The following is an 18,018-nucleotide window of genomic DNA, read 5'->3' as shown; positions in this document are numbered from 1 at the left end:
CCTATTGCGTTGGCGCGACCTTGCGCGCCCTGCCCCGCTCGAGCCCCAGTTGCCGCTCGCGCCAGATGATGAAGATGCCGGCGGCGACGACGATGAACCCGCCGACGATGGTGTAGACAGTGGGCAGATCGCCGAAGGCCAGATAGCCGACCGCGATGCCCAGTATCATGGACGAATATTCGAAAGGCGCTACGGTGGAGGCTTCCGCGTAGCGGTAACTCTCCGTCATCAGGATCTGGCCCAGCCCACCGCAAATGCCCGCTCCGACGAGCAGCGCAGCCTGCGAGGCCGAGAGCGCCGTCCAGCCGAAAGGCAGCGTCAGCAGCGCCATGAAAGAGGCCGTCAGCGAGAACCACAGCACGATGGTCGCGGTTTTCTCGGTCTGGACCAGCCGGCGCACCAGCAGCATGGCAACCGCCGAGACAGCAGCGCCGACAAGGGCAGCCGCGACACCCAACGCCTGCTCGCTCTCCATGCCAGCCGCGCCGGCGAACAGCGTCAGATTCGGCCAGGAGATAATGACGACGCCGAACAGGCCGACGGCAACCGCCGTCCAGCGATAGACGCGGATCGTCTCGCCCAGAAACAGCGCGCTGAAAACGACGACTAGCAGCGGCTGGGCGTAGTTGAGGGTGATCGCCTCCGGCAAAGGCAGCCGGGTCAGCGCGAAGAAGCCGAGCCCCATGGCGCTGACGCCAACCACACCACGCGCGATATGACCCAGAGGATTGGACGTGTGCAGCGCAGTGCGCAGTTCGTGACGCCAGGCCAGCATGGCCAGAATCGGCAGAATGGCAAAGAACGAACGGAAAAAAACGATCTGCCCCGCCGGCAACTGCCCTGCCGCCTTGATGAGCGCGGACATGGCCACGAACACCGAAACGGAAACGATCTTCATCGCTATGCCGCGCAGCGGATTGGTGCCGCCGGCCATGGCCGACGAAGATTGTTGTACGGCCATGGAGATCAGGCCGGCCTGTCGAGGCCGGCGGTAGAGGGAATGGGCATCAGCAGGAACTCATCAGGACGGTCGGGCCTCGGCGAGCGCCTGCCATACGCGCTGCGGCGTGGCGGGCATTTCGATATGGCCGATTCCGCATGCCCTGTGAAGCGCGTCGGTGACGGCATTCATCACCGCCGGGGTCGCGCCGATGGTGCCGGCCTCGCCAGCGCCCTTGATGCCGAGCGCGTTGGTGGTCGAGGGCACATTGCGGGTCTCGAAATGGAAGGACGGAACGATGTCGGCACGCGGCATGGCGTAATCCATGAAGCTCGCCGTCAGGAGTTGCCCGTCTTCCGAATAGACCGTGTCCTCGGTGAGCGCCTGGCCGATGCCCTGAACCACACCACCATGGACCTGCCCCGCGAGCAGCACCGGGTTCACGGTAGCCCCGAAATCGTCGACGATCGTGTAGTTGACGATTTCGATCTGGCCGGTCTCCGGCTCGATCTCCAGCTCGCAGATATGCGTGCCGTTCGGATAGGTCGCCTCGTCCTGCACGAATTCGCCGAACCCCTTGACGTCGTCTGGCGACTTGGCGGCCTTGGCAATTGCAGAGAAGTCGATCCGCCGGTCAGTGCCGACGATACGCGCCTCGCCGTCGACCAGTTCTATGTCGGCGGCCGCCGCTTCGAGCTCGTCGGCTGCTATCTTCCTGATCTTTTCGGCGAGATCCTCGCCGGCCCGCGCTGCCGAAACGCCACCCAGCGGGATCGAGCGCGAGCCACCCGTGCCGCCCCCTTGTCCAGCCGGTCGGTGTCGCCCTGATGCATACGCACCTGCGAAACGTCCAGCCCGAGCTTGTCGGCGATCAGTTGCGCATACGCGGTCGCATGGCCCTGACCGTTGGACTGGGTGCCGATCAGCAACGTCACGACGCCGTCGTCCCCCAACTCCACATGGGCGGGCTCGGAACCGGCAAAGGCGCAGGCCTCGATATAGGTCGCCATGCCGATACCGCGCAGCCGGCCCGATGCCTTCGACTGCTCGAGGCGGGCTTCGAAGCCCGCCCAGTCGGCGCGCTCCATCGCCTGGTTCATATGGCCTTCGAATTCGCCGACATCGTAGTTGCGGCCGGTCTGTGTCCGATAGGGAAACTGGTCCGGCCTGATGAAGTTGCGTCGCCGGATCTCATGCGGCGACAGATTGAGGTCACGCGCGCAGGCATCCACGAGCTTTTCGACCAGGAACGCCGCTTCCGGCCGTCCCGCACCGCGATAAGCGTCTACCGGGCAGGTGTTGGTGTAGACGCCGGTGATCGCCACATCGAGCGCCTCGATGTCGTAGACGCCGGTGGACATGCTGGCGCCCACATAGGGGATGAACGGCCCGAACTGATGCGTGTAGGCGCCCATATTTGCCGCCAGTCGCACGCGAAGCCCGAGAAAACGACCGTCAGCGTCCATCGCCATCTCGGCCGTGACCACATTGTCGCGGCCTTGCGCATCCGTCAGGAAATGCTCCGTACGGTCGCAGGTCCATTTCACAGGTCGCCCCAGCCGCTTCGCCGCCTCCAGAACCAGCGGGTATTCGCGGTAGACAAAAACCTTCGGCCCGAAGCCACCGCCGACATCGGGCGTGATGACGCGCAACTTGTCGTGCGAAATGCCGAATACCTGGTCCGCAATGATGCGCTGCATCGAATGCACGCCCTGGGACCCGGTCGTCAGGGTCATACGTCCGTCGGCCTCGTTCCACTCGCCGATCGCGGCGCGCGCTTCCATGTAGTTGCAGACCAGACGATTGTTGGCGAACTCAATGCGCGTGACATGTGCGGCACCGGCAAAGGCTGCATCGGTTTTGGTCTTGTCGCCAATGGCGTATTCGAACGCCTTGTTGGTGCCATGCTCGGGCCAGACCAGTTCCGCGTCGTCGTCGAGCGCCTCGGCGGTGCCGGAAACGGCGTCTTCAGCCTCGAAATCAATCTCGATGAGTTCCGCGGCGTCCTGCGCCTGCGCCCGCGTATCGGCAACCACGAAAGCAACCGCGTCACCGACATAGCTGACGCGATCACGGCACAGGATAGGAATGTCGCGGCCGGGCGCACGCGAGCCGTCGGGCTGTTTCTGCATGCCCCCGGTCTTCAGGTCGCCCAGATGTGCAATGTCAGCGCCGGTCAGGACCAGATGCACGCCTTCCGCAGCGCGCGCCGCCTCGACGGATCCGATCCGGAACGTCCCCTTCGCAATCGGTGAGCGCAGCACGTATCCGTGGACAGTACCGTCGGGCGAGATATCGTCCGTATAGCGGCCCTTGCCAGTGATGAAAGCCTCGTCCTCGACGCGCAAAACGGACGCGCCCATTCCGAATTTCGGGTCATAACGTTCATGACGATTTCCCGGAAACGATCTGTCGACCATTGTGAGATAGGTTCGCTGTCAGTTTTGTCGAGCGTCGGGATCATGTAAAGAGCACGGCACCCGATTGTTGCGCGGTCAGGCCGCGCCACCAGCAGGAACGACAGCGCATGCGCAAGGACACAGGCCAGATTTTCCGGATCGAGGACTATCGGCCCAGCGATTTTATCATTCCCACCACGCAACTTACCTTCGTGCTGGACGGCGACGCCACCGTTGTGACGGCAGAGCTGGAGATCGAGCGCGGCGAAGGCGCGACTGCAAATGCGTCGCTGGTGCTCGAAGGCGACGAGTTGGTGTTTGAGAGCCTGGCCGTAGACGGAAAGTCAGCGGACGCGTCGTCGTTCGAGGTGACGCCACAGCGGCTGACCATCGCCCGGCCTCCCCAGGCACAGCGCTTCAGCGTGACGATCAAGACCAGGCTGGACCCAACCCGCAACAGCACGCTGATGGGTCTTTTCCGCTCGAACGGCGTCTATTGCACCCAGTGCGAACCCGAGGGCTTCCGCCGGATCACGTATTTCGTCGACCGTCCGGATATGCTCTCCATCTATACGGTGCGGATCGAAGCGGACCGGAAGGACGCGCCGATACTGCTGTCGAACGGCAATCTGGTCGAAAGCGGAATGCTGGACGGTGGGCGCCACTTTGCCGTCTGGCACGACCCCTTCCCCAAGCCGTCCTATCTCTTCGCTCTCGTTGCGGGCGACCTGGCGGTGCTGCGCGACGAGTTCGTCACGGCATCCGGCCGCAAGGTCGCGCTCGGCATTCATGTGGAACATGGCAAGCAGGCGCGCGCCGCCTACGCGATGGATGCCTTGAAGCGCTCGATGAAATGGGACGAGGAGGTTTTCGGGCTCGAATACGACCTCGACATCTTCAACATCGTGGCCGTGTCCGACTTCAACATGGGCGCGATGGAGAACAAGGGGCTCAACATCTTCAACGACAAGTATGTGCTTGCCGACGAAGAGACCGCCACAGACGCCGATTTCGCCAATATCGAAGCGATCATTGCTCACGAATACTTCCACAATTGGACAGGAAACAGAATCACTTGCCGTGACTGGTTCCAGCTTTGCCTGAAGGAAGGGCTGACGGTCTTCCGCGACCACGAGTTTTCGGCCGACCAGCGCTCCCGCGCGGTCAAGCGCATCGCCGAAGTGCGGACGCTGCGGGCCCACCAGTTCCCCGAGGACCAGGGGCCGCTCGCGCATCCCGTGCGTCCGCGCAGGTACCGCGAGATCAACAACTTCTACACGGCCACGGTCTACGAAAAGGGTTCCGAAGTGGTGCGCATGATCCGCACCGTGCTGGGAGCCGACGATTTCCGAAAAGGCATGAAGCTCTACATCAGCCGGCATGACGGCGATGCGGCGACGATCGAGGATTTCCTGAAGGCCTTCGAGGATGCATCGGGACGCGACCTCTCTCAGTTCGCGCTCTGGTATCATCAGGCCGGCACGCCGAACCTCTCGATTTCCAGCGTTCACGATGCCGAGCGCAGCGAATTCCGGATGGAGATCGAGCAGTCCGTGCCGCCCACCCCTTCGGAAAGCCGCAAGCGCCTTATGCATATCCCGCTCGCGTTCGGTCTCGTCGGAGAGGACGGCGAGGATATCGAGCCCACGAGCGTGGAAGGCGCTACCGTTGAGAACGGCGTCATCCACGTGAAGAAGCGGCGACATCTCGTGCGCTTCCACGGCGTGAAAAGCCGCCCGGTGCTATCGCTCAATCGCGGCTTTTCCGCGCCGATCACGCTGTCGGTGGAGCAACGCCCCGAAGACCTGCTGTTCCTTGCGCGCAACGACAGCGATCTGGTTGCCCGCTGGCAGGCGCTGACGACGCTTTTCACGCAATCGCTGATACAGGGCTTTCGCATGGTGCGCGGCCAGAAGCAGCCGGAGTTCGACCACAGCCTGGTCGAAGCAGCCGGCGAGATCGCGGCCGACCGGACGCTGGAGCCGGCCTACCGCGCGCTTGCGCTCACACTGCCGGCGGAAGCCGACGTTGCCCGCGAGATCGGCGCCAACATCGATCCGGATGCGATCTTCATTGCCCGCGAAGCGTTGACGGATGCGATAGCACGGCAAAACCGCGAAACTTTCCGCAGCCTCTATGCCGAACTGGACGATAGCTCCACATTCAGCCCCGATGCGGAAAGTGCGGGCCAGAGGGCCCTGCGCAACACCCTGCTCGGCTATCTCTCTGCCGCCGACGACGATCCGGCGCTTGCCGCGAACCAGTTTAACGAAGCAACGAACATGACCGACAAGGCGGCGGCCCTGACAGTGCTCGCGCACAGATTCGCCGGCCATGACGCGACAAAGCGGGCGCTTGATACGTTCGAAGCGCAATATGGCGACGACCCGCTGGTACTCGACAAATGGTACCAGACACAGGCGACTGTTCCCGGCGAGGCTGCGCTCGACCTCGTCAAATCGCTGACACGCCACAAAGGCTTTTCGCTCGCCAATCCCAATCGCGTGCGGGCATTGATCGGAACATTCTCGACGCTCAACCAGACCGGTTTCCACCGCGCCGACGGCGATGGCTACCGCTTTTTCGCCGAGACGGTGCTGGAGATCGAGAAGCGGAACCCGCAGTTGGCGGCACGATTGGCAACGGCGTTGCGCTCGTGGCGCTCGCTCGAACCGAACCGACAGGCCGCCGCGCGGGAAGCGCTGCTTGCAATTGCGGCGCCGAAGGACCTGTCCAGCGATCTGCGCGACATTGTCGAACGGACCCTGGCGTAGTTCGCAGGACGCTGACGCCGCGCCCGACAATCTGAGCACAGCCGGCAGGTAACGAATTCGTAACTTTCGGCCCGCGGCCACTAGACAGCGCGAATCGCGTCTGATTCTTTATGCATGATTCGGGCGTGCGGCGTTGCCGGATCATTTGAGGGACAGATCGGGGAGCCATTCATGGCAAAGGCGGACGCGTGGAACGCGGCCGAGGGGATTATGCATGCCCGGCATAAGGTTGCCCGGCATGCGCGCGGACAGTTGACCGGCCATGCACGCATGATCGCCGCGCCTGCCTACCGCCAGCTTCTCGCGGCAGAGCCGATCCTGAAGCGCCTTATCCCTATCCTGATCGTGATCTTTCTCATCATCGTTGCAGGCACGCGCTGCATGTCGCTGCTGGCTCAGCGGGATGACGTCGAGCGTTCGGCAAAGGGGTTGCTGGGACTGGCCGCCGGCCACCTCACCCACGCCATGTCCGTTGCTCAGGCAGAGGGAGAACCTGACAGGGAGACTTTCGACGCCCTGATCAGCAATGTCGCCCTCTACGGTTCCATCAGCAGCAGGCATGTCATGGTCGTCACCGACGACCGCTTCGTCATCGAAGCCGCCACCCCTGCCGGCGCGCAGTGGGTCGGGCGCTCGCTGGAAACGGTCCTGTCCGGCGCGCAGCCGCTCTTCCTCTTCGGCGAACGCGCCGGCGTGATGGAAGTCCGTGTCGGCGACAAGACCTGGTACGCGGCCATGGGCATAGACGACAGCCGCCTCGGGGCAGCCCTTGCGATGATCTCGCAGGACGATGTGTTCGCCGAATGGAACAAGGCCGTCACCCTCAACATCACCCTGTTCGTGGCGACGGCCGGGGTGTTGATCGTGATACTCTATGCCTATTTCGGCCAGGCAGCGCGGGCGCAGGCCGCCGATCGTCTGTACCTGGAAGCGCAGGAACGCGTGGACCTGGCGCTGGTGCGCGGCAGGTGCGGGCTGTGGGACTGGGACATGGTGCGGGGTCAGATGTACTGGTCACGCTCAATGTACGAGATGCTCGGTTATGAGCCGTCCGAAGCCATGCTGTCGTTCGGGGCTGTCGCGGAAATCATCCATCCGGACGATGCGGACCTTTTCGAACTCGCAAACCGCATCGTGTCGCGCGATGTCGGCCAGGTCGACCACGTATTCCGGATGCGCAACGCCGCCGGTCAGTGGGTCTGGATCCGCGCCAAGGCGCAGGTCAGCGACCCGGATGCGCCAGAGGTGCACCTGATCGGCATCGCGGTTGACGTGACCGAGCAGCGCACACTCGCCCAGCGCTCCGAGACGGCGGACATGCGGCTGCGCACAGCCATCGAGAGTATCTCGGATCCTTCGTCTTGTGGGATTCCAGGCAGTGCCTGGTGATGTGCAATTCCAAGTACAAGCAGGATAACGGCCTGTGCGACGAGGACATCATCCCCGGCACCCCTCGCGCCAGCGTCGAGGAGCGCATGACAGCGCCGGTGCACCAGCGCCGCCTTGCCAACCCCAACGGCCCATCCGGTGGTGCGACCTATGAACGGCAACTCGTCGACGGACGGTGGCTGCAGGTCAATGAACTGCGCACCCGTGATGGTGGCATGGTGTCGGTCGGCGCCGACATCACGCAGATGAAGCTGCATCAGGAGAAGCTCGTCGATAGCGAACGCCGCCAGATGGCAACGATTCACGACCTGAGCCTCGCCCGCAAGGCCGAGGGCGAGCGCACGGCGGAACTGGTGGAGCTCAATCGCAAATACATGAAGGAAACCGAGCGCGCGGAGGCCGCGAGCCGTGCGAAGTCCGAGTTCCTGGCCAATATGAGCCATGAGCTGCGGACACCGCTCAACGCCATCATCGGCTTCTCGGAAATGATGCAGCAGGCCTATTTCGGGCCGCTCGGATCGGACAAGTACGACGAATACGTCAAGGACATCCACGCCAGCGGCTCATACCTGCTGGGCGTCATCAACGACATTCTCGACATGTCGAAGATCGAGGCCGGACAGTTCTCGATAGACCGCGAGGGCATCGACCTGCATCCGCTGATCACCGAGACCGTGCGGGTGGTGGCGCTGCAGGCAGCCGAGAAGTCGATCACGCTCGACACGAAGATTTCCGACCAGATGGTGCTGCATGCGGATCGCCGCGCCATCAAGCAGATTGTCATCAACCTGCTCTCAAATGCGGTGAAGTTCACCGGCCAGGGTGGTCATATCTCGCTGCGCGCGCGCAAGGTCGCCGGCGCGGTGATGCTGACGATCGAGGATACAGGCTGCGGCATTCCAAAAGATGCGTTGAAGAAGCTCGGCCGCCCGTTCGAACAGGTGCAGAACCAGTTCTCGAAGAACCACACCGGCTCCGGGCTGGGACTTGCGATCTCCCGCTCGCTCGCCGAACTACACGGCGGCGCGCTCAAGATCAGGTCGACCGAAGGCGCAGGTACCATCGTCTCTGTGCGTATCCCCGTCGGTAAGAAGCTGAAGGCGGCCGCCTGAAAAGCGGCACGCCAGCCGGAGCTCTTTACGTCAACCCGCGCGCAGCAGCGTCCTGAAATGCCCTTCGACGCGCTTCGAGGTCTCCTTGATATGCGCTTCCAGCACTGAAAGTTCAGGAAGATCAGTGCTACGCAGGAGCAGGTCGGCAAGACCCGGCGGCACATCTTCGGGCTCGAACGGACCTGTCAGGCAAAGCCGGATGATCTGCGTCAGCGACAGGTAGAGCCCATAGGCCGCCTGCAACTCCTCGCGCGTCTGCGCATCGCAAAAGGCGGGAGTCAGCCTGGCCAAACCGTCGCCGGTCGATGTCGGCGGCCATCGATCGGGCTCGATATTGTCCGTGAGGCGCGCGCATTGCGCGACGAACTCCAGATCGATCTGGCCGCCGGGTATCAGCTTCAAATCCCAGATGTCGCGCGCGGGCTTTTCCTGCGCGATCGTCTCACGCATCTCGACGGCATCGCGAAACACCTTTGCCCGGTCGTGCGGATGGTCGAGGATTTCGGCCACCTCCGCCTCGACAGCGTCGCAGAATTCGGCATCGCCGGCTACGGGCCGGGCGCGCGTCAAAGCCATGTGCTCCCAGGTCCACGCCTCTTCGCGCTGGTATTTCCGGAACGCCTCGATATGGGTGGCAACCGGCCCCTTGTTGCCAGAGGGGCGCAGGCGCAGATCAAGTTCATAGAGCACGCCTTCCGCTGTCGGTGCGGAAACGGCCGCGATTAGCCGTTGCGTCAGCCGTGCATAGTAGTGCGAAGGCGCCAGGCCCTTCTCGCCGTCTGACTCGTCGGCGTTCGGGTCGTGATCGTAAAGAAGGATCAGGTCGACATCGGAGCCTGCCGTGAGTTCACGGCTGCCCAGCTTGCCCATGCCGAGGATTGCCACCTGCCCGCCTGACACGTGCCCGTGCCGCACAGCGAACTCTTCCTTCACCGCCTCCAGCGCCGCGCCGATGGAGAGGTCGGCAAGATCCGAGAACGCCTTGCCGGCACGCACCGCGTCGATCGCACCGGTCAGCAGACGCACGCCGATCAGGAATTTCTGCTCGGCAGCGAAGATGCGCAGCCGGTCGAGCTTTTCCTCATGCAGATCGGCGCCTTGCAGGAAAGCCTCGAGCCGGCTCGCCAGATAGGCCTTGTTGGGCAGTTCCGACATCAGTCCCGGGTCGAGCAGCCCGTCGAACACATGCGGCCTGCGCGTAATGATCGCGGCAAGCCGGGGGCCGCCCCCATGATCGTCGCGATCAGATCGAGCAAGGCGGGGTTCGACTGCAGCAAAGAAAACAGCTGGATGCCGGCGGGCAGGCCGGAGAGAAACTCGTCGAAGCGCAGCAACGCTTCGTCGGCGCGCCTCGTGCGCCCGAAGGTCTCGAGCAGTGCCGGCGTCAGCTCGGTGAGCCGTTCGCGCGCCTCAGCCGATTGGGTGGCGCGGTAGCGGCCGAAATGCCAGGTGCGAATAACCCGACAGATGTCGCTCGGCCGGGAGAACCCCAGGTCGTGGAGCGTTTCCAGCGTCCCGGGATCGTCGACATCTCCGGTGAAGACCAGATTGCCGACACCGCGCGACAGTTCCGGTGCTGTCTCGAACAGCGCAGCATAGTGCTTTTCCACAAGGTGGAGCGAGGCCCGGAACTTCGCCGAAAACGCCTCGGCATCCTCGAAGCCCAGCATATGCGCGATGCGCTCGAGCCCCTCGTCGTCTTCCGGCAGGTTATGGGTCTGTTCGTCGGCCACCATCTGGATCGCGTGCTCGACATCGCGCAGGAACCAATATTGCGCGGCCATCGCATCGCGCACCTCCGACGTGATCCAGCCGCGCGCAGCCAACTCGCCAAGCATCGCCACCGTTTCGCGGCCGCGCAGCTCGTGGAAGCGGCCGCCGGCAATGAGTTGCTGGGTCTGCACGAAAAACTCGATCTCGCGGATGCCGCCGCGCCCGAGCTTCACATTGTGGCCCCTCACCGCCACTTCGCCATGACCCTTGTGAGCATGGATCTGGCGTTTGATGGAATGGACATCGGCAATGGCCGCAAAATCCATGTACTTGCGCCAGATGTATGGGGTCAGCTCCTTGAGCACGGCGGCACCGGCCTTCAGGTCCCCTGCCACCGGCCGCGCCTTGATCATCGCGGCGCGCTCCCAGTTTTGGCCACGGCTTTCGTAATAGTGAAGCGCAGCCTCGACGGGGATCGCCAGCGGCGTAGAGCCGGGATCTGGACGCAGCCGCAAATCGGTCCGGAAGACGTAGCCGTGCTCGGTGCGGTCCTGCAGGATGCGGACGAGCCGGCGCGTCAGGCGCGAGAAGAGGTCCGTTGCTTCCAGCGGATCGGCGATCGCGGCCGCCGTGGGCTCGAAGAACACGATCAGGTCGATGTCCGACGAGAAGTTGAGTTCGCACGCGCCGAGCTTGCCCATGCCGAGCACGATCCAGCCTGAGCCGACGCCAGGATTGGCGGGGTCCGGCAGCGCGATCTTGCCGGCGCGGTGCGCATCGCAAAGCAGGAAGTCGACCGCTGCCGAAACGCAGCTATCGGCCAGCCGGCTGAGCCGCTGCACGGTCATCTGCGCGTCGGCTGCACCCGCAAGGTCGGCCAGCGCGATCAGGAAGTGCGCCTCTCCCTTCAGGCCGCGCAGCTCAGCCATCAAGCCGGATTCGCTCTGATCCTCGGCACGGCCCCGGCCACCGATGCGGTCGATAACTGCATCAAGGCGTTCTTCCAGCGGCTGGTCGAACAATGCATCCAGCGTCTCAGGCCGGCGACGAGCACAGTCGCGCATGAAGGGCGACAGGTCGAAGACAGTTCCGAGAAACGAAGCGAGCGGACTCTGTGCCGCCGCCAGCTTCGTCAGTCGTTTCAGGCCATGTTCGTCGGCTGTCTCAGCGAGATCGCGCAGCTCGGCGGCGGCATTGTCGGGGTCTAGCGGTTGAAGCGCTGCAACGGGCGCGCCGAACCATGCTTCGCCTGTGTCGATCTTGCTCATGCCTTACGCGAATCCCCGGAAAGACCATCCGCACCGATAGTCCGGGGTTTCTGCCCGAAAGTTCAAGCCCGCCGCCGTGAAATTTCATCACCGCCTTGGCGAGGCTCAGCCCAAGCCCGGATCCGGGCTGCGACCGGCTTTGCTCCAGCCGCACGAACCGTTCGGTGACCCGCTCACGATCGTCCTCCCCGATGCCCGGCCCGTTGTCGGCGACTTCCATGACCACGCTGTTGGCCTCGCGAAGCAGTGAAACGACCACCTTGGGCGCATCGCCGCTGCCGGCGGAATATTTGATCGCGTTGTCGACAATGTTGGAAAGAGCCTGCGCTACGAGCTCGCGGTTGGCCGGAACAATCGCGGCACTCGGTACCGTTGCTTCGAGGATGACACCCTGCTCCTCGGCTACCGGCTCGTAGAGCTCGACCACATCTGCAACAATCTCGGCCAGATCGACCGGCCCGGTCTGCTCCGCAGAATAGCCCGCCTCGAGCCGGGAGATCATCAGGATGGCATTGAAGGTGCGGATCAGATGATCGGACTCCGCGATGTTCGCCTCAAGCGCCTCGCGGTATTCGGTGGCGGTCTTCTTGCCTGAAAGCGCTGCCTCTGCCCTGTTGCGAAGCCGCGTCAGCGGTGTCTTCAGATCGTGGGCGATGTTGTCGGAAACCTGCTTAAGCCCGTCGTTGAGCTTGCCGATGCGCGCCAGCATCCTATTCAGGTTTTCGGAAAGCCGGTCGAACTCGTCGCCGGAACCGGTCACCGGCAGGCGACCGGACAGATCGCCGCCCATGATGCGGCGGCTTGCCTCAGACACGTTATCAATGCGCTTCAGGGCGCGGCGGCCGACAAAAACCATATCAGCAGGGCGCCGACGCCCATCATGCCGAAGGCAACAATCAGCGCCCGGTTGATGATGTCGCGGACGATCTCCGGCTCGCCCAGATCGCGGCCCACCAAGAGGATCATCTGGTTGGGGAGGCGAAGCACAAGGGCGACCGCGCGGTGCGCGAGCCGCGACGTACCTACAGGATCGTCGCCATTAGCGGTGCCCCTTACGCCGAACCGGCGATATTCGAATGCCTGCTCCGTCCACCCATCCGTTTCGAGCACGCCGGGGTCAAGGCTTTCAACGTTGCCGGAAAGAATGCGCCCGTTGGGATCGGCCACCAGATAGAGGTTTGCGCCCGGCTGGCGCGAGCGCGTCTCAACGAAACGGACCAGCAGAGGAAGTCCGCCGCGCTGATAGGCGCGCCCGAGCACCTGCGCTTCGGCGGCGACCGTTTCCTGCGTCTGCGTCGTCAACATACGCACAGACAGCGACGACATGTAGAAGACCAGAACAGTCGCGCAGAGCGCGAACAGGACAAGAAACAGCGCGGAAAGCCGCGCCGCCGTAGTCTTCATGATCGCGGTCAATGCCGCCACGCTATCCCGCCTTCAGCATGTAACCGGCGCCGCGGATCGTATGCAGGACAGGGGCGTCGAAGCCCTTCTCTATCTTGGAGCGCAAGCGGGACACATGCACGTCGATAACGTTTGTCTGCGGGTCGAAATGATAGTCCCAGACATTCTCAAGCAGCATGGTGCGCGTGACGACGCGGCCCGCGTGGCGCATCAGATATTCGAGCAGGCGAAACTCACGCGGCTGGAGAACGATTTCCTTGCCCGCGCGCTTGACGGTGTGGGACAGGCGGTCGAGCTCCAGATCACCCGCCCGATAGACGGTTTCCACGTCCTTCGTGCCAGCGCGGCGGCTGAGCACCTCTATGCGCGCCAGAAGCTCGCTGAACGCATAGGGCTTGGTCAGATAATCGTCACCGCCGGCACGCAGGCCGGTGACACGGTCATCGACCTCACCCAGTGCCGAGAGGATCAGTACGGGCGTTTCCACGCCGCGTGCGCGCAACCCCGCAATTACGGAAAGCCCGTCGCGTTTCGGCAGCATCCGGTCAACCACGAGCACGTCATAGTCACCGTCGCCTGCGAGCGTGTACCCAGTTTCGCCGTCGCCGGCGACATGGGCGTTGTGACCGGCCTCGCCGAGCGCCTTCTCCAGATACTCGGCAGCCTCGCGGTCGTCTTCGATAACAAGAATCTTCATGGACCGACTATACGCAAAAACACGGCGTGGCGAGACGGCGAAGCGGCGACGGCCCTTCAAGACCGTCGCCGCCGGAACCCGTTGCCAAAACCAGACGCAGGCTTGGGGCTCCAAGGTCCCCTTCCGGCAGGCGGGGGACATGTGCCTGGCGGAACGAGAACGACGTCAGCCGCTGGTAATGGGAAGCGCCACGAAGCGATTGCCTTCATCGCGACTGATCTGCACGAGGACAGCCTTGCGGCCGGCCCCTTCCGCTTCCGCCACCGCCTTGGCGACGTCGTCGGAATTGCTGACCGCCATAGAATTGACGCTGACGATCACGTCTCCGGCCTGGATGCCGCGATCAGCAGCCGCGCTGCCAGCCTCGACATCGGTCACGACCAGGCCATCGCCCTCCTCGGCCCGCGTCACTGTGAGGCCGAAATCCTCCAGCGTAGTGTTGTTGGACGAGGGTGCGGGCGCCGCCTCACGCGAAGCCAGCTGGTCCTCACCTGGCAGCTTGCCGAGCTCAACGCTCACCTGCTGCTGGGAACCGCCGCGCCACAGGGTCACGTCGACCTTGGTGTCCGGCGCGTAGTTGGCGACGATGCGCGCCAGCTCGCGTGGCGAAGCAACCTCGCGATCGTTGACCGCCGTGATCACATCGCCCGCCTGGATACCGGCGTCACGCGCGGGGCCGTCTGCCTGGGCGTCGGAGACCAGCGCGCCCTTCCCGTTCTCCATGCCGATCGATTCAGCAATCTCGGGCGTAACCGGCTGAATCTGGACGCCGAGCCATCCGCGCAGAACGGCTCCGCTTTCCATCAGGCTCGTCACCACGTCCTGCGCAGTCGAAGCGGGGATCGCAAAGGCGATACCGACATTGCCGCCGGACGGCGAGAAGATTGCCGTATTGATGCCGACCACCTGGCCCGAGAGATTGAAGGCGGGGCCACCGGAGTTGCCGCGATTGACCGCGGCGTCGATCTGGATGAAGTCGTCGTAGGGGCCGGCGCCGATGTCGCGGCCGCGAGCCGAAACAATACCTGCCGTGACGGTGCCGCCAAGGCCGAACGGGTTGCCAACGGCGACGACCCAGTCGCCCACGCGGACCTTTTCGTCATCGGCGAAGCTCACATAGGTGAATTTGCGTGCTTCCTCGACCTTGAGCACTGCCAGGTCGGTTCGCGGGTCGGTCCCTACAAGCCGGGCATCCAGCTCCTCGCCGTCATCCATTACCACGGTGAAGGTGGAACCACCCTCGACGACATGATTGTTGGTGACGAGGAAACCGTCTTCCGAGATGAAGAAGCCCGAGCCCTGCGAAACGGGACGTGCGCGCTCCCGACGTTCGCGACGGTCGAAACGCTCGCCGCGCTGGCCGCCGTCATTGCGCCAGTCGCGATCGCCACGGAAGTCGCGGAAGAAGCGATACAGGGGATGATCGCGCGGCAGGTCCTCGAAACCCGGCATATCGAAAGAGAAGTTGCCGTCGCCACGGTCGGATACGGGCTCGACCTTGGCCTGTACGCGAACGCTGACGACAGCGGGCGTGACCTGCTCTACGACATCGGCGAAGCTTGGTGCCTGAACGCCCTCAACACGGACGGCTTCGGCCATGACCGGCACGGTGCCGGACGCGACTGCACCGAGGCCGATCGCTCCGGCGAGTGCGACGGAAGCTGCTGTTGCCAGGAGACGCTTGCGGGTTTTCGACCCGGTATTGGTGCTGTTTGCCATGACTATGGAATCCTTTGTGAAATCCTCTTGGATGCGGATGGCTCGCATCGCTGGATACACAGATAGGACCGCCAACCTTACGGCGCTCTTTCCGGCACATGAAACTTTGGTAATATTGCCGACGACCCTGCCGCTGGCAGACTATTCAGAGCCCTTCAGGATGTCACGAAGGCGGCTTTCTTCCTCGTCGCTCAGGGTCGACGGCGCCACACGCCGCCGCCGTGAGGCGTAAATCATCAATGCGCCGCCGCCTAGCAGAAGCAGTATTGCGGGCGTAGCCCATAGCATTGCGTTGCGCATGCTGAAGCGGGGCCTGAGCAGGACAAATTCGCCGTAGCGCGAAACAACGTAATCGATCACTTGTTCGTCGGTCTCGCCGGCAACCAAACGCTCTCGCACCAGCACGCGCAGATCGCGAGCCAGTTCGGCATCGGAGTCATCGATAGACTGGTTCTGGCAGACCATGCACCGCAAGCCTGCTGAAAGGTCGCGAGCCCGCTTCTCAAGGACCGGATCATCCAGCACCTCGGACGGTTGCACGGCGAAGGCCGGCATCGCCAGCGCAGCACAAAAGATAAGTGTCGTCAGGAAGCGCTTCATTCAGCTGCGGCCTCGGCCGGGCGAGCAACACGCTCGCGACGGGCCGCTGGGGCCCCGATACGCAATCGACGATCGAGAAGCGAGACGGTACCACCGGCCATCATGACCACGCCGCCAAGCCAGATCAGCAGAACGAGCGGCTTCCACCACACCCGCACGACCACACCGCCATCGGCGGTCGGATCGCCCAACGACACGTAGAGCTGGCTGAAACCACGTGTTGCTATGCCCGCCTCCGTCGTCGGCATCTGGCGGGCGGTGTACAAGCGCTTTGAGGACACGATTTCACCGACCCGCCGGCCAGCCGCGTCGAAATAGACAAAGCGGCCCTGATCTTCCGTATAGTTCGGGCCCCTGTAGGGAGAAATTTCCTCGAAACGCAGCGTGTATCCAGCAGCCGTCAGAGTGTCGCCCGGACGCATGACTGCGATCTCTTCAATTTCAAGCGAGATGACGGCAACGATGCCCAGCGTCGTAATGCCAAGGCCGAAATGCGCGAGGGCCGTGCCAAAGACAGAGCGCGGCAGGCCGACAAACCGGCGAACGGCCACCCTGGCGCCGACATTGCCGATACCCGCCTTGAGCGCGAGATCCGTGACCGCACCCAGCATAAGCCACACAGCCAGGCCGATGCCGAGGGCAGCCAGTACGCCGGTACCGTCAATGAAGAAAAGCGCGATCATCACGGCCAGCAATGCGCCGCCGGCAGTTCCAAAGAGACGCTGGGCGACGCCAGCAAGATCGCCGCGCTTCCAGGCAAGCAAAGGCCCAAACGGCACCGCCAGCAACAACGGCACAACCAGCGGCACGAATGTCATATTGAAGAACGGCGCGCCGACCGAAATCTTGTCGCCCGTCACTGCTTCAACAAGCAGCGGATAGAGCGTGCCGATCAGCACGGTTGCGGTTGCGGTCGTCAGAAACAGGTTGTTGAGGACCAGCGCACCCTCGCGGGAGATCGGCTGGAAAAGCCCGCCCTGCGTCAGCGATGACGCGCGCAGTGCAAACAGGCTCAGCGAACCGCCAATGAAGAACACCAGGATGGCGAGGATGAACAGACCGCGTGATGGGTCGGTCGCGAAAGCGTGGACCGAGGTGAGCACGCCGGAGCGTACAAGAAACGTACCGAGCAACGACAGCGAGAAGGTCAGGATCGCGAGCAGCAGCGTCCAGATCTTCAATGCCGAACGCTTTTCCATGACGATGGCCGAATGAAGCAGCGCGGTGCCTGACAACCATGGCAGGAACGAAGCGTTCTCGACGGGATCCCAGAACCACCATCCTCCCCAACCCAATTCGTAGTAGGCCCAGTAGGAGCCCATCGCTATACCGCCGGTCAGGAATATCCAGGCTGCAAGCGTCCAGGGCCGAACCCAGCGCGCCCACGCCGCATCGATCCTGCCCTCGATGAGGGCGGCAACCGCGAAGGAAAAGCAGACGGAAAAGCCGACATATCCCAGGTAAAGCAGCGGCGGATGCACCGCCAGACCGATGTCCTGCAGAATGGGATTGAGGTCGCGCCCCTCGATCGGAGCCGGGTTGATCCGGGCAAATGGATTGGAGGTAGCGAAAATGAAAAGCAGAAATGCCGCGCCGATAAGGCCCTGTATCGACAATACGTTCGCCCGCAGCGTCGCGGGAAGATTGCCGCTGAACCATGCCACGAGCGCGCCGAAGAAGGTGAGGATAAGGACCCACAGCAACATGGAGCCCTCGTGATTGCCCCAGACGCCGGTCACCTTGTAGAGCATCGGCTTCAGTGAATGGGAATTCTCCCAGACATTGGCAACCGAAAAGTCCGACTGCACGTAGGCTGCCGTCAAGGCGAAGAAGGACAGCACCACCAGCGCGAAGCCGGCGACAGCAGCCGGGCCGCCGACCGCCATTAGCCGCGCATCACCTGTCCGTGCGCCGACCAGCGGAACGGCGAACTGAACCAGCGCCAGCGCGAAAGCCAGCACAAGCGCAAAGTGGCCGGTTTCAACGATCAACGTTCAGCGCCT

Annotated in this window: 6 protein-coding genes and 4 pseudogenes; 2 read left to right on the top strand and 8 right to left on the bottom strand. The window is 63.3% G+C overall.

Annotated elements, in window-relative coordinates; translation table 11 throughout:
* Position 1 precedes the first annotated feature (1 nt).
* Complete coding sequence (locus HK436_RS12230) at positions 2-961, bottom strand: DMT family transporter (RefSeq protein ID WP_173190306.1); 960 nt, start codon at positions 959-961, stop codon at positions 2-4.
* Between the two features lie 60 nt (positions 962-1,021).
* Positions 1,022-3,303, bottom strand: a pseudogene (locus HK436_RS12225) (xanthine dehydrogenase family protein molybdopterin-binding subunit).
* Between the two features lie 164 nt (positions 3,304-3,467).
* Between HK436_RS12225 and pepN the strand changes: the two are divergent.
* Both pepN and HK436_RS12215 read left to right on the top strand, forming a co-directional pair.
* The gene (gene pepN / locus HK436_RS12220; protein WP_173190304.1) at positions 3,468-6,113 is read left to right on the top strand and encodes an aminopeptidase N; all 2,646 of its coding nucleotides are present in this window, start codon (positions 3,468-3,470) and stop codon (positions 6,111-6,113) included.
* Between the two features lie 171 nt (positions 6,114-6,284).
* Positions 6,285-8,614: pseudogene (locus tag HK436_RS12215) on the top strand (PAS domain-containing sensor histidine kinase).
* Positions 8,615-8,644: 30 nt separating this feature from the next.
* On the opposite strand, the pseudogene HK436_RS12210 reads toward HK436_RS12215, so the two are convergent.
* The 6 genes and pseudogenes from HK436_RS12210 to HK436_RS12185 all read right to left on the bottom strand — a co-directional run bounded on the left by HK436_RS12210 (position 8,645) and on the right by HK436_RS12185 (position 18,003).
* A pseudogene (locus HK436_RS12210) lies at positions 8,645-11,595 on the bottom strand (bifunctional [glutamine synthetase] adenylyltransferase/[glutamine synthetase]-adenylyl-L-tyrosine phosphorylase).
* Positions 11,492-12,999 (bottom strand): annotated as a pseudogene (locus tag HK436_RS12205) (sensor histidine kinase). The pseudogenes HK436_RS12210 and HK436_RS12205 overlap by 104 nt, the downstream one beginning before the upstream one ends.
* Before the next feature lie 22 nt (positions 13,000-13,021).
* Entirely contained in the window at positions 13,022-13,696 is a 675-nt protein-coding gene (locus HK436_RS12200; protein WP_173190302.1) for a response regulator transcription factor, read from the bottom strand.
* 165 nt (positions 13,697-13,861) lie between these two features.
* Positions 13,862-15,415 carry a Do family serine endopeptidase gene (locus HK436_RS12195; RefSeq protein ID WP_173190300.1) on the bottom strand — a complete coding sequence of 518 codons (1,554 nt, stop codon included), beginning with the start codon at positions 15,413-15,415 and terminating at the stop codon, positions 13,862-13,864.
* Between the two features lie 141 nt (positions 15,416-15,556).
* A complete protein-coding gene (locus HK436_RS12190) occupies positions 15,557-16,015 on the bottom strand; it encodes a cytochrome c-type biogenesis protein (protein WP_173190298.1) in 459 nt (152 codons plus the stop codon).
* Positions 16,012-18,003, bottom strand: a complete 1,992-nt coding sequence (locus HK436_RS12185; protein ID WP_173193419.1) for a heme lyase CcmF/NrfE family subunit — start codon at positions 18,001-18,003, stop codon at positions 16,012-16,014. The genes HK436_RS12190 and HK436_RS12185 overlap by 4 nt, the downstream gene beginning before the upstream one ends.
* Positions 18,004-18,018: the final 15 nt, after the last annotated feature.

This window comes from Neoaquamicrobium sediminum, from assembly GCF_013240295.1.
Classification (GTDB): Bacteria; Pseudomonadota; Alphaproteobacteria; order Rhizobiales; family Rhizobiaceae; genus Aerobium; species Aerobium sediminum.
This window is presented reverse-complemented; position numbering and strand designations above follow the sequence as displayed.

Bases quoted from the DNA above. Each gene is read 5' to 3' on its own strand.
- HK436_RS12230 (WP_173190306.1), bottom strand. From the start codon at position 961: ATGGCCGTACAACAATCTTCGTCGGCCATGGCCGGCGGCACCAATCCG.
- pepN (WP_173190304.1), top strand. From the start codon at position 3,468: ATGCGCAAGGACACAGGCCAGATTTTCCGGATCGAGGACTATCGGCCC.
- HK436_RS12200 (WP_173190302.1), bottom strand. From the start codon at position 13,696: ATGAAGATTCTTGTTATCGAAGACGACCGCGAGGCTGCCGAGTATCTG.
- HK436_RS12195 (WP_173190300.1), bottom strand. From the start codon at position 15,415: ATGGCAAACAGCACCAATACCGGGTCGAAAACCCGCAAGCGTCTCCTG.
- HK436_RS12190 (WP_173190298.1), bottom strand. From the start codon at position 16,015: ATGAAGCGCTTCCTGACGACACTTATCTTTTGTGCTGCGCTGGCGATG.